Raw genomic sequence first — 12,622 nt, 5'->3', positions numbered from 1 at the left:
TAACTTATCCACATGTTTTCCACATTTTATTGTTTTAGGCATTTTATGATCAAAGTGATGGGGATCATTTGGGCTTTTTCGTATCCGTACCAGCCATTCGTGTGCTTTTGAACATCAGCCAAACAAACATCCTCAATCACTCGCTCCACTTTAAATCCGTGATCAATTAGATGATTGAGATAGGTACTCAACCGGTATTGCTGCATTATAGCAGGACTCGACCATGCTTCATGTGCATAAGCCCCTTCCTCGTGATAAGACTTATCCACCGTTAAACCGTGTTGATGTTGTCTCACACGGTTGTACATTGGATGTTCCCAACTAAAAATGAACGAGCCTCCTGGCTTTAAATAGCGGTAGACATTCTCTAACGTTTTCGTGAGGTTCGTTGTCCAACCTAGTGCATAAATGGAGAACACGATGTCAAAATAATCCGTAGGCAAGCCTGGGTTTACCTCCATCGGTGACTCGAACAAGGTGACCGGTGCCCTAGAATCTTTTAAAACCGTCTGAGCCACCTCGATTTGCTTGGTCGATAAATCAATCCCCCATAGCTCCCCCGCCTGTTTTTCATCTAAATACTTTAAAGAATGCCCGCTACCACAGCCAATCTCTAGCACTTTCAAACGATCAACATCTCCAAATAAATGGAGCTCTTCTTCACTCGGGGCAAGTGGCCCGTATTCTGGTAAAGGATTTCTCGCAAAAAAACGTGGCGCCGCCTGGTCCCAGCTTTGCTTATTGACGTCTAATGCATTCGTTTCCATCTATATAGATCCCCCTGCTCAGGTGGCCACTTCGCTAGCTGACCATTGTTCCTTCATATTACCATAACGATCACATCCAGCAGCATGCGGTTGTAAGAAACTAGAGACTGCGAAGAAAAAAAGGTCTACACGCTCAAAACTGGGAAACACGAAGGACACGGCATGCCTCTCATTTGGTTTTTGCTTTCAAAAAACCGGTCATGATCATGAGCGAATACGCCCAGAGCAACCATGAGGCAAAATATTGATCGGCGTCAGGGCTAAGATTTGTAAAAATCTCTTGAAAATTAAGAAGAACGATCACATCCAGCAGCATGCCAGGCAATGCAATAAAAATAGCGGCCTTTAGTTTCTCGTGATCATTTAACTGTTTCCATTTATACAGCGGCAAGGTTAACACCAGTATCAATGGGATCACGAGAAGATAGGAAAGGATCATCAGTGTTGGATTTTCAGGAGAAAAAAAGAAGTGTCCCGCCAATTTGAAAACTCCAGTAGCACCAAGCCAAACCAAAACACCCCAAAGTAGAAAAAACATAAAAACACTCCTTTACCTTCAGTTATAAGTTAACTCATTAAGCTCGTGAGGCTTCAAGTAGTTTATTTACTAAAAGATGCAAATGATGATAAAGACCGTCGATGTCCGTATTCTCTGCAACTAAAGCCTGAATGGCCAAACCATCGATTAAGGCGTTAAACAAAACGCTCCACACCTCTAAAGAGACGCCGTGAAGTTCATGATCTCCTAGGACCGCCGCCATTTGCTCCTTCAGCACTTGATTTTCAAATTGGAACAACTTCTCCAGCTTCTGTCGTATCTGTTCGTTAGTAAATCCGGTCACGATTAAGGAAGCAAGTAGTTTATGAAAGTACGCATCTTTCGTTGTTCGGTCATGTGCTGAGTGCAAGGCCGCTTGAATCCAATGGGTATTTTCGCCTTCTTGCTTACTCATAGATTCTAATGAATGCCAGGCCGAGGTACACATGCTCTCTACAATTTCCAACATCAATTGATCCTTGCTTCTAAAATGATAATATACGGTTCCTTGGGTGACACCGGCCCCCTCGGCAACCGATTTCAAGGTTAAACTATGAATTCCTTTTTCAACAATACAGCGCTTGGCTGCCTCGATTAATTCTTCTTTCGTCACAACATTAGGTTTTGCCATGCGGGAGTAACTCCTTTCAAAAGATGCTTCGAATGTTGTCTACTGGTGGCTTTTACCTTGATCTGCTATAATTCTTGATCGCTTTCACCTAGGTTCTGTTTTTTCCGTTGCAAGTAGGACTGGTTTAAGAGATTTGGTGCCACAGCGAACGCGTGTCAAGACCGCCAGCAAAGTAAAAATAATGACCCAAAAATGTTAAGATAGCAGATCTTCTTTTTACCCTTATCGTCTTTTCGATTTCAAAACTAGAGAGCCAAGCTAGTTGGTTGGATAGCTAACTTGTGATAAATTTGTATAGACTAGTGCTTGGATCGTTATAAAATTGAATACACAGTTCTATCAATCTTCATGGTTATAAACAACGGGAGAGTACCATATTGAGCTATAAAATCCGTCCTCCCTTCTTCTCATTCTGCTATACTTCCCCCCTCGCCATCAGATCTAATCCTCTCCCCTAAGAAGAAAACGTTGATGGAGATTGATAACCCTCTATGTTCAGATAAAACTCATAATTGATAGATGTTTTTATTCGAATTGGGTGTAATTTATAACCCTCTATGTTCAGATAAAACGAATTTAACCAAGGTGGAACATTTGTTCCTTTATTGAATTTATAACCCTCTATGTTCAGATAAAACCTCTCGCCATAAATCCAACAACATCTCTCGTAACTCATTTATAACCCTCTATGTTCAGATAAAACAAAGAGATCATTAACGTGATAGCCGAAAAGATCGGAATTTATAACCCTCTATGTTCAGATAAAACTCTCTTCGTCCTGCAGACGGTTCGGCACGGCGAAGGTCATTTATAACCCTCTATGTTCAGATAAAACCATATCGCGGAAATAGACGAGGTTTAGTACGCTCCACATTTATAACTCTCTATGTTCAGATAAAACGTTTGTCGAGGCGGGGATTGGCGCGGTTGCGGCCGGATTTATAACCCTCTATGTTCAGATAAAACTTGAGATGGATGTACTCCAACCGACCACAATGGCTAATTTATAACCCTCTATGTTCAGATAAAACTCGATAAACAACGTATTACGTCTCCGCCAGTCCCACATTTATAACCCTCTATGTTCAGATAAAACGTATCACGCAATATCGTTGGACGACGATAACAGTGACCATTTATAACCCTCTATGTTCAGATAAAACAGGACCGGTACAAAACGGACGCTCCCGATATTTACGAATTTATAACCCTCTATGTTCAGATAAAACCATGACTTCACTTCCAACTTAGTTTAATCTTGTATTCATTTATAACCCTCTATGTTCAGATAAAACTCGTTGTTATCCAATTTGATTCACTCCTTTTCTTCTTATTTATAACCCTCTATGTTCAGATAAAACTGTATGGTTCACTGGACTAAAGGATGACGCCATGCAAATTTATAACCCTCTATGTTCAGATAAAACGGAGAGAAAGTTTTCGATATTGAAACGATAGACCTTAATTTATAACCCTCTATGTTCAGATAAAACAAGAGCGACAAGCTCCTTAGGATGACGGATGAGCAAATTTATAACCCTCTATGTTCAGATAAAACGAGATAGACACTTACGAATTGTTTTTTAATTTCTTCATTTATAACCCTCTATGTTCAGATAAAACGAACTTCCCGCCTTTCTTTACCATAACCTCGTTGTTCATTTATAACCCTCTATGTTCAGATAAAACATGGAGGGACAAGATCGTATTTATTATTACATTACGGATTTATAACCCTCTATGTTCAGATAAAACCCTTCATTTTAGCCAACTGAAAGCCTTAGTACTGTGGGCTTTTTTATGATTGTTGCTTTATCAAATATCTTCATTTTGCATTGAATCGTCGGTTGCCTATTTAGAAACGTTTTAAAGTAGCTGAAACTATAATTCTGACAAGGCCTTCCTCCATTTACCTCGAAAATCAATTCACTGCATAGATGGGTTTCTTTTCCTTCATTCTACCACTTATAAAAATAAGTTAGTAAGATTTTTCTCGTATCCATGGACGGATTTTTTAAGATTTTTTGGATTGGCTACTTGGTATATATAGATCGAGTCTGCTTCTTTTTCGATGATAGCATCAAGCTCAGCTAAGCATTTGCTCAAAGTACCTTTCGTGATTTCCCCTTCAAATACAGAGTTTTGTGTCCAATCAAGGTACTTCCGTAGCGTTTTGCACACTTTTCCGACACGCTTTTCGCTAACGTCGTAGGTTATAATGACAAACACAGCTACCACCACGCTTTCAGTGGTTTATAGACTTCGTCATTGATAAAATGTTTGATCAATTTATAGCATTCAAGGCGAATTAAATACCGATAAGTCGTTTTTCGCTTTAATTTTCGATGCATGATACTTGTTTGTAGCCGTTCCTCCCAAGCTCGGAGGAATCGCTTCTTTCCTTCCTCGTTTAAATAGCAAATCTCACCCTCAAAATTTTCAAAATGCTTTTTCGTAATGGTTCTTTTATTAATTAATGTAAGAATAAGTGGATCGACGATCAACGGCTTATATATTTCAGCTAAATCTAAACTCAAAGAAAACCGTTTTGTGGAAGGTTCATGGAGAAAACTAATAGTCGGATTTAACGCTGTACGGTAAATTTCCGATAAGACTGTTTGATACATCATCGTATTACCAAAAGAAAGAAGCGCGTTTATTGGATCATTAGGAGGCTGCTTTGTTCTTTTGGAAAAGACAAAATCTTGTTTGATTAAATGCTGAAAACCTTCATAATACATCTTTCGGATTTGCCCTTCTTTTCCCATTAACATGGGAATGTCTGTACAAGTCTGTAAATCTGGTTGAATCGCCATGATGGCTTCGATTGAGGTTGCAGTTTCTTTTTTTCGCTTTCGTAGATTTCGAAGCATATGATGTATCCCAGCGGCAATAAATTGATGAGCTAAAAACAAACGTTTATATTTGTGAGTGTAGTGTTCTGCTTGATTAACCAAAAGAAAACCAGAGATATTTTTTTCACGTGGATAGTATGTCCCTGCATAAAAGCCGTAATAATTATAGATATGTATACAAATATCATACTGGCTTAAGTAATTTAGTAGTTTTGTATTCATATCCACTTCACCAAAAATATGAAGGTTTCGGATTTTTTCAATAGGTAATGTCTTACGGGCACCTTCTTCGGCTATATAATATACGGTATTGTCTTTTCTTTGAAGCCGTCCACTTGAAAAAACATAATGATCACGCATCATCGTCATCTACCTCCAAAGCATAGCAAAATGAATAATAGGCACATTTTTTGCAGTAGGACAATCTCTTGACCACTGGCGGCCTAGGCTGCTTAATCACCTGAAAAGCCTCCGCAATTGCTTGTCTTACTTGTTGTGTTTCCTTTTCCCCTAAGACCATCTCTATCGTCCGCTTCTCTTTTGTGTAACTGATCAATCCTTTTTTCTTGATTCCTTTTTGATCAAGCTGATATAAGTAAAACAGCATTTGCATTTTATCCGAATCTTTCATTCGACTTGATAGTTTTACTTCTCGAACATATTCACCATCCATGGAGTCGAATTTTAAACGCATTGTCAATTAGAATCTCCCTTTTTTCGACTCTTGGATAAGCCGTTTCGTGAAGCACTTTTCCTTCCCTTACCCGATCTGTCTCCGTTTCCATGGAGATCCCATGTTTATACAGCCATAGTTTTCTTTTGCACAGTGATAGGTAATGAATATCGACTCCTCCAATTGTTTGTGCTTGCATGACACTTCCCCTCCATTTGTGGACATTGTCTTCTTATGAGAAAAAACCTTCTATTTCATCCGTTAATAACCCAAGCGTTGCATCATATCGACACTCGGCTATGTGCAGCCCTTTTATCCCATAGAAATCACTCAAACCTAGATTTTTAAACTTATTTACACTAACAGAGTATTTTTCAATCGTACGCCGAGCCTTCCTTTTTGCCCGTTTGATGTCCTCCTTCCGCTCAAATTGCTTGTTGGCATTTTCCCAATCGTTGATCGCCTGCTGGACCTCATCCAATTCTAAAAACATAGTTGGAACCACCTGGTTTTGTTGAAAATCTCGTAACAAAGACTGTGCTTTTTGTTTGCTAATTTCATAGAGAGGGCGAGATTTTAGTTGCTTTAATGTTTCATCAAATTCTGCTTTAAAATCCGTCCCTACTAAAGCCTCCTCATCATACAAACGTTGAATCATCGCATGTTTCTTCGTTTCCATCAACACACCACTCTGTTCGCTTAGTAAGTCCAGGCTTCGCTGATAAATCTCTTGATCATATACAGAACCGACGCCACTCACGTCTTTAGTCAAAATGTGGACATTTGTTACATCAATTGTCTTTTCCCCTCTTCGGTTGCAGCGACCTAATCGTTGAAACAGACTATCAAGAGAAGCCATTTCGCTATAGAGTACATCAAAATCGATGTCGAGGCTTGCTTCCACAAGCTGAGTTGTCACCCAAATACCTGTTTGTTCACTTTTCGCGAATGCCATAATCTTTGACTCCAACCGCTTTCTGTCTTTTTGGATAAACCGTGAGTGCAGCAAGTGAATATTAGGATAATGTTGAACGACTTCTTTATGGATTTCAGTCCAGTTCTGCTGTCCTTCTATTTGCTGCTCTGTGTTGGGATGATGAAGCACAACTTCTTTATGCAACTGCCTTACAACTTCTTTATACAGCTCTCTTGCTTGATCTACCGTATTACAGATCATCAATACCTTTTTTGTCTTCCCAGCTTCAGCCGCTTCTTTCGCGCAATCAAGTATCGACTTTTCCCGAATCGAGACGTTATGCCGTTTAACTTGATCATCAATAAATTCTCCGTAACAAATGGATTTGTTCGGCTGCTTTAATTCCCGCTGGAGCGCTTTATAATAAAAGTCAGGGAGGGTTGCTGTCATGATTAAAAAGGAGCCGCCAATTTCGTCGATCATGGCCATGGCGCGTACAAGCAGTGCAGCAATCTTTGGGTTATACGCTTGCAATTCATCGATAATTAGTTTGGAAGAAGCCATGGTCGCATACTCTTTTTCAAACCCAAGATAGAAGAATGGGAATTTTAATACTTGGTCGATGGTAGAAATAACAAGTTTATTAGCAAATTCTTTTGATTGCGCATGGACTTTTTCAAGGATAGAATCGTCGCCCTCTACCGTATCCAGCAAATAATCTAAGCTTGTTGAATGCAGTAGGCCTGTTGCGGTCTCACCATGTTCATCTGTTACATGAGTGAAGCCAATTTTGTCCGGGTTGACAATCCGATCGTACATCGCATTTAAACTAACGCGGAGAGGCAACGTAAAAAAACCTTTCTCCCTCCCAAGCCATAGCAACCCCGCTTCTGTTTTCCCCATCCCCGTCTGGGCCACAACTACAACATGCTTGTCCTGATTTGCTTCCGTAAACTGCTGCAGCTCCTTTTTCGCACCATTAAACTCTCGCTCCATAAAACGATTGACGTAATCGCCAACAGCCAAGTCATGACTTAATTCAATTGGGACGTGAGCTGAGGCCGCATGGTCTAGCCGGTGCAATAATCCTTTTAAGAGTACATATCGACGAAAAATTGGACCATGACTAGGAGTAAACCGCTGTGATGTGCTTATGCGATCAAACCGTTTCTGCTTGATTCTCTCCTCGATTTCTAACCCCATATGAGCTTGCAGCTTGTCACGAATTGGTAATATATTTTCACGATAGTTAGCCAACGCTTCTACCACATGCACGGGACGATCCCGTTCATGGTGGTAAGCAATCACCTGCATAACCAGCTTTTCCTCTTCTTTATCCAGACCTAGTTGCTTAACAGGGATGGCAAGGATAGATAAGTAGTTATGCTGGACATCAAACGCAGAGGCTGCTTGAAGCAACGGCTTTTCTAAGGCACTCCTGATTTTATTTTGAAAAAACGCATCGGCTTTCCCAACATCATGATAGAGCACCATGATTTTCAACAAGTACCAATCACGTTCTGTTAAAGGTAATCGGTCCCCATACTGCTTTTTCAATTGTTCGTAACGTTTTAACAGCTCTTCTGTATGCTCACGAATGGTTTCTTCAGGATCCGATTTTGCATAAAAGTCCATACAATCTCCTCCTAGTAAAAAAGAAGCCAGTTGTCCTGACTTCTTTATTCGTTTAGTTATGCAACAATACGCAGTCCCCGTACGAATCAATTAATGGCTCTTCTATCGTATAACCTGGTTGAACATATCCGACAGCAATCTTATCCCATACCCTAACATTTCCGTCTAGTGATCGGTAGGTAGAATTTAATTTATAGGGAAAATAATCACCTTCGTCTAACCACTGTTCAGGTACAAAAGCACTGTAAGACTGTAAAGTGATATCGTCGTTTACCTGTTTCGTCTCCACCAACTCACACTCATCAACGCGGACAAGATCTTCCCAGCGTCCAAGGCTCAGATGGCTGTCTGAAGATAAAATGGCCTCTTTTAACTGATGAAGAACATCTTCCTCTGCGCTTACATGAATCAGCAGTTCTACATCGTATAGCAAATGCATGTAAATCGGCATTGAGGTCAAATCCTTGAATTCTCGTTCGATCCCCAGCCCTGCTGTTGTTAACACAAATTCCTCCGTCTTGCTCTTTTTAAAAAAATAGTGGGTTTGATAATCAGTAACAAGCGTATCGTACCTGCCTTGGATGCTATAACGCATCGGAACCAATGAAGTTGCATTTAGTACCGCATGAAGCATCCCTTTTACAGTAGAATAAGGAGGCAACGGGTACGTTTCCGAGACTTTAAAAGCAAACGGTTTCTTATAACAAGCTGTTTCTTGGTAAAGCTTCAACCGAAGAACTTTCATTACTGAGTCACTCCATAATAGCGTGCTACTTCCTCTTTTAAAGCCTTAAAGAATGCTTCTACTGTTCCCGCCTTGCCCTCAGCTGCTTGCTCAAATTGACTCTCATTTCCATATTGACCGGTTACGAAACCAATTCGTGTATAATCACCAATTCGGTTACTGCCAACTGTTGTATCCATCACATCAGCAATACTGTCTAAATTCAAATCCCACGTCCGTGAATCTGGTCTTAGTTGAACACGACCCAAAAAGAATGGATTCGCAACTGGATAAAGTCCACCAATGACAAACAAAGGAGACAATGTTTCTTGCCGTCCGCGAATATGGCGATTTAATAATTTCACAACATCCAAAAATTGCTGGACACGATCACATTTTGTTTCTGTTGCTAGTTCTTCACCCTGGTCATTTCCGACTCTAGCTAAATCAACCGTAACTGTATACGCATACAAACTCTCATGCTGTTCAATATTTGCTAAATTGGCCGTTTCATCAATTCGTTCGGCAAGACCCATATTCGTTAAAAACTCCATGTCGTGGCGGTATGGTTCAAGGGAAACAGCATGGGAAAGACGAACGACCGCCGGACGTTTGATTGACTTTTTACCTGTTTTTAAGTAACCAAATAAATCCATTTCAACAGAGTCAGCAATTGTTACGTCATCCTTAAATTGAAGTGTTCCTTTTGTTTTATCTACTGTATTTAAATTCCACTCAAACAGCTCGTTTCCAAGTCGGACAATGTCATAACGTAAACTTTGCCGAGACGCAAATGTGTAGACATCGCCATTTCCACGATGAATCTTTTTTAATTCGGATACATTGCCGACACCTTCCCCATAATTCAATGAATTTGCTTTAAAGATAACTGTAAATGAAATTGCTTTACCCATTCGCTTTTACCTCCTCTTTACTGTTTGAACGATCTTCTGCCAACAAACCTGTTATAAACGCACTAGCAATTGTTTCAAAATCCAACCCTTGTTCCTTGTTAATGTCAGTGAAAATCGTTGGGATTGTTAAGCCCGTTCCCATATACATTCGGAATACGGTATCCATAAATGCATGACGGTTTCCTGCTTTGACGGAATTTAAGAGCCGGTAGGCGATACTCTCCAATTTCTTTTGGCCACTAGCCTGATAAATGCCCGCTTCTTCCGTACTTGTTGCTGGCCTTACATAATTGCGCCTTAACTCAGCGCCCTTCATATAGATAAACGAAATTTTCTTATCCTGATTTGTCAAATTGCTCACTCCCTTTTTCGCTTGATTTAACCGCTTTCTTTCCTTTACTGCTGAGAATGCACCAACGGCATGAAAAGGTTCTTTTATCGCTGTTCGGATGTAGTCAAAGACCACTTGCTTCGTATCGATCCCTTTCATCAACATTCGCACAAAACGATCACGTAATTCAGCGTGTTTAAGTTGAAAGATCGAGTGCCCGTGGTTATTCAAGTAATTAACTAAGTAGCCTGGCATATGGTAATAGTCTAGAAGCGTCTTTTTTGTTTGATAATTGGAGAAAAACTCGACATACATATACGATTGACTTTTCTTTTTAGCCTTGGCAGAAGCATCCGCCAGTACGGTCACAATCGCCTCGCCGAACGTAGTGCCTTTTTTTTGCCGTTCTGCGAATAATTGCTCGTTATGCTTCACGATTTCCGGAAACAATTGCTGGGAAAGAATCAATCCAGAAAAACGCAACGTCTCTCCTGATGTCGTTGAGCCGACTTTGCGAGTATAGGTAGTTAAGCCTATTGGCACTAAAAATAGAAGCAACCTCGCCAAGCCACTAATCGGTACCGGGGTATTCCGGTTGAAATTCCAGTTAAAATTAGCCGCCTTTTCTTTTGATAATGCTAGTGGTGAAAACACCATTTCTTCAAAAGACTGTGTAGCAATAAACCCTTCTACAAACGAACATGGCAACTGCTCTTCCGTAAAAAAAGCGTGAAGCACCTCAGCAGAAGACATTTTTTTTAGTTTTTTCAGCCAATCCTTGAAAGGCTTGTATTCTTCTCTCTCTTCTAAAAACGGAAGAAGCGTCTCTAACTGATACCCACCTTTCACTTGTTCATAAAATTCAAAATCCAACTCCGCAGCGTATACAAAGTCTTTATAAAACTGTTGTTCATGCGCTTCTCTCGTTTTGGCATTAAAAGATGGCTGTAGAAAGCTGGGTTGGCCATAAAGTGGTCCTAGAATAACCGCTTTGACGTAGTTTAATGTTAGCTTTTCATTGATAAAAGGGGTTGACATAATCTGTTTGTATTCGTGTACCGCTTCAGCTATAACTGAACCATCATCCCCCGCCTTAACTGCTTTAAGATTGTCCAATAGTGTTTTTAATTTGACGGCTTCATCTGTATCAGCAAAATACTTTTCGACTTTTTTCGCTTGTTCCCCCATGATCTTTCGAATTTCCTTAGCACAGTCCTTCACTTGTTCCGGTTTTATGTTGGCTCGGTTAACTTGCCATTTCATACGATCGACATCACGGTCTACAATACTAAAATGGGTTAACAAATAATCAAAATATTTTTTAGGAATTTCTTTTAAATGATGTTTTTCCAGCTTCACACCAGAAGAGGTTATCAAATCCTCATTCTCAAATAGTCGGACTACACCAATTAAGGCAGCCGTCATTAACCAATCCTCCGCCTCGATATGTATCGCGCTCATGGCTGTCCCCCTTCCCCTGCATAATCAAGTAATCCAAACCCTTGGGAAACCCGCTTGCCCAGCCCGCCTTGATATAGAAGCTGTAAATCTTCTGGATGACCAGTGCATTGATACATTCCTTGATAGGCTGTAAATGTCAAATAGGCTCCTGCTTGACTTTCACGAAAAGTTGAATTGCTTTCTTTGATGACACGTCGTTTTAGGTTTCCTGGCACAATCCGTAACTCCCGGTAAGGTTCACGCTTAGCCAACGATTGAATCCGCAATGAGGCAAAATAACTAAGCTCCCGTTCATAGTTTTGATCGCCTGGATGAACCGGGTTTCCATCCTTATCTTCAACCAGTACAGGTGAGAGAGTTTTAAAAAAGACCTTGTCCTCACAAATACTAGCTTCTGGAAGCCATTTCATCGTCTTTCGTATCCACTCATGCTCACCTGCTTGATAGGTTTGCATTTCTTGCAGACCATTGAAAAGATGAAGCATATAGGTCATATCAGGTGAACTGATGGTGATCGTCATTTCAGACAAACGAATTTCTTCTCTTTCGACAGAAAAATTTCTCAAATAAACAGAATACGAAAAAGGCTTCATTTTCCTAGATCTACTACCGTATAGTTCATTAAAGTAGGCCTCATCTCCTCGCCTTAACGCTTCTTTGATAAAGCTCAATACAACTAAACGATAGGCAATCGGCAATTTCTCTACTTTGTACGTAACTGCAACTCGCATAAGTCACCTCCAAAAAAGGAATAAACACCTACTCAAAATATACCATTTCAACCATATATTCGACAACAACCAACTGTATTTGCAATCTATGATTCTATCTTATTTTTGGGACTGACAGGTTCCGTCAGTGGTTAAAATTTTTTCTTTTTTTCTTCTGCCAAAGTGAATTTTAAGATTAAGAAAAATCAAAAAAATGTACATTTATGTGACCTCCTCTCTAGAATTCTCCCTTCTTTCCCCCTAAATAGCCTGGCTCACTTTAATAATTAAGTTATCTTATTCAGATTATTTCACCACCCAGAAAATAATACCCATTAATAATTTTTATAATAGATAACTCGCTTTTTTATGTCAAGTATCTATCGTTGCATAAATAAGATCAGAATGTACCATGATTCTATTTTTCTAAAAATCAAAAAATACAAATACTAGTTTTCTTTTTGTTA

Annotated in this window: 12 protein-coding genes and 1 CRISPR repeat array; all 12 genes read right to left on the bottom strand. The window is 39.9% G+C overall.

Annotated features, from left to right (window positions below; genetic code table 11):
- Positions 1–26: 26 nt before the first annotated feature.
- On the bottom strand, positions 27–767 hold the full coding sequence (locus FED51_RS02090; RefSeq protein WP_138090203.1) for a class I SAM-dependent methyltransferase: 741 nt from the start codon (positions 765–767) through the stop codon (positions 27–29).
- A gap of 169 nt (positions 768–936) precedes the next feature.
- Positions 937–1,305 (bottom strand): DUF5367 domain-containing protein, encoded by a 369-nt coding sequence (locus FED51_RS02085; RefSeq protein WP_138090201.1) that lies wholly within the window; start codon positions 1,303–1,305, stop codon positions 937–939.
- A gap of 37 nt (positions 1,306–1,342) precedes the next feature.
- Positions 1,343–1,936: a TetR/AcrR family transcriptional regulator gene (locus FED51_RS02080; RefSeq protein WP_010896533.1), complete on the bottom strand. Its 594-nt coding sequence runs from the start codon at positions 1,934–1,936 to the stop codon at positions 1,343–1,345.
- Between the two features lie 477 nt (positions 1,937–2,413).
- Positions 2,414–3,691: a CRISPR direct-repeat array (repeat unit 29 nt; unit sequence ATTTATAACCCTCTATGTTCAGATAAAAC).
- 210 nt (positions 3,692–3,901) lie between these two features.
- Positions 3,902–4,165 (bottom strand): CRISPR-associated endonuclease Cas2, encoded by a 264-nt coding sequence (gene cas2, locus FED51_RS02075; RefSeq protein ID WP_138090199.1) that lies wholly within the window; start codon positions 4,163–4,165, stop codon positions 3,902–3,904.
- A 2-nt stretch (positions 4,166–4,167) separates the two neighbouring features.
- Positions 4,168–5,154 (bottom strand): type I-B CRISPR-associated endonuclease Cas1b, encoded by a 987-nt coding sequence (cas1b, locus tag FED51_RS02070; protein WP_138090197.1) that lies wholly within the window; start codon positions 5,152–5,154, stop codon positions 4,168–4,170.
- Positions 5,144–5,485, bottom strand: a complete 342-nt coding sequence (locus FED51_RS02065; protein WP_276403815.1) for a Dna2/Cas4 domain-containing protein — start codon at positions 5,483–5,485, stop codon at positions 5,144–5,146. The genes cas1b and FED51_RS02065 overlap by 11 nt, the downstream gene beginning before the upstream one ends.
- Positions 5,454–5,663: a Dna2/Cas4 domain-containing protein gene (locus tag FED51_RS21515; protein ID WP_276403787.1), complete on the bottom strand. Its 210-nt coding sequence runs from the start codon at positions 5,661–5,663 to the stop codon at positions 5,454–5,456. Before FED51_RS21515 ends, FED51_RS02065 begins: the two co-directional genes overlap by 32 nt.
- Positions 5,664–5,696: 33 nt before the next feature.
- Positions 5,697–8,015, bottom strand: a complete 2,319-nt coding sequence (cas3, locus tag FED51_RS02060) for a CRISPR-associated helicase Cas3' (RefSeq protein ID WP_138090195.1) — start codon at positions 8,013–8,015, stop codon at positions 5,697–5,699.
- Between the two features lie 52 nt (positions 8,016–8,067).
- The gene (cas5b, locus tag FED51_RS02055; protein WP_138090193.1) at positions 8,068–8,760 is read right to left on the bottom strand and encodes a type I-B CRISPR-associated protein Cas5b; all 693 of its coding nucleotides are present in this window, start codon (positions 8,758–8,760) and stop codon (positions 8,068–8,070) included.
- Positions 8,760–9,653: a type I-B CRISPR-associated protein Cas7/Cst2/DevR gene (gene cas7i / locus FED51_RS02050; RefSeq protein WP_138090191.1), complete on the bottom strand. Its 894-nt coding sequence runs from the start codon at positions 9,651–9,653 to the stop codon at positions 8,760–8,762. Before cas7i ends, cas5b begins: the two co-directional genes overlap by 1 nt.
- Complete coding sequence (locus tag FED51_RS02045; RefSeq protein ID WP_138090189.1) at positions 9,646–11,445, bottom strand: hypothetical protein; 1,800 nt, start codon at positions 11,443–11,445, stop codon at positions 9,646–9,648. The genes cas7i and FED51_RS02045 overlap by 8 nt, the downstream gene beginning before the upstream one ends.
- On the bottom strand, positions 11,442–12,176 hold the full coding sequence (gene cas6 / locus FED51_RS02040; protein WP_138090187.1) for a CRISPR-associated endoribonuclease Cas6: 735 nt from the start codon (positions 12,174–12,176) through the stop codon (positions 11,442–11,444). The genes FED51_RS02045 and cas6 overlap by 4 nt, the downstream gene beginning before the upstream one ends.
- Positions 12,177–12,622: the final 446 nt, after the last annotated feature.

It is taken from the genome of Halalkalibacterium halodurans (assembly GCF_005671335.1).
Taxonomy (GTDB): Bacteria; Bacillota; Bacilli; order Bacillales; family Bacillaceae_D; genus Halalkalibacterium; species Halalkalibacterium halodurans.
This window is presented reverse-complemented; position numbering and strand designations above follow the sequence as displayed.

Coding starts and splice junctions, on each gene's coding strand:
- FED51_RS02090 (WP_138090203.1), bottom strand. CDS start 767: ATGGAAACGAATGCATTAGACGTCAATAAGCAAAGCTGGGACCAGGCG.
- FED51_RS02085 (WP_138090201.1), bottom strand. CDS start 1,305: ATGTTTTTTCTACTTTGGGGTGTTTTGGTTTGGCTTGGTGCTACTGGA.
- FED51_RS02080 (WP_010896533.1), bottom strand. CDS start 1,936: ATGGCAAAACCTAATGTTGTGACGAAAGAAGAATTAATCGAGGCAGCC.
- cas1b (WP_138090197.1), bottom strand. CDS start 5,154: ATGATGCGTGATCATTATGTTTTTTCAAGTGGACGGCTTCAAAGAAAA.
- FED51_RS02065 (WP_276403815.1), bottom strand. CDS start 5,485: ATGCGTTTAAAATTCGACTCCATGGATGGTGAATATGTTCGAGAAGTA.
- FED51_RS21515 (WP_276403787.1), bottom strand. CDS start 5,663: ATGCAAGCACAAACAATTGGAGGAGTCGATATTCATTACCTATCACTG.
- cas3 (WP_138090195.1), bottom strand. CDS start 8,015: ATGGACTTTTATGCAAAATCGGATCCTGAAGAAACCATTCGTGAGCAT.
- cas5b (WP_138090193.1), bottom strand. CDS start 8,760: ATGAAAGTTCTTCGGTTGAAGCTTTACCAAGAAACAGCTTGTTATAAG.
- cas7i (WP_138090191.1), bottom strand. CDS start 9,653: ATGGGTAAAGCAATTTCATTTACAGTTATCTTTAAAGCAAATTCATTG.
- FED51_RS02045 (WP_138090189.1), bottom strand. CDS start 11,445: ATGAGCGCGATACATATCGAGGCGGAGGATTGGTTAATGACGGCTGCC.
- cas6 (WP_138090187.1), bottom strand. CDS start 12,176: ATGCGAGTTGCAGTTACGTACAAAGTAGAGAAATTGCCGATTGCCTAT.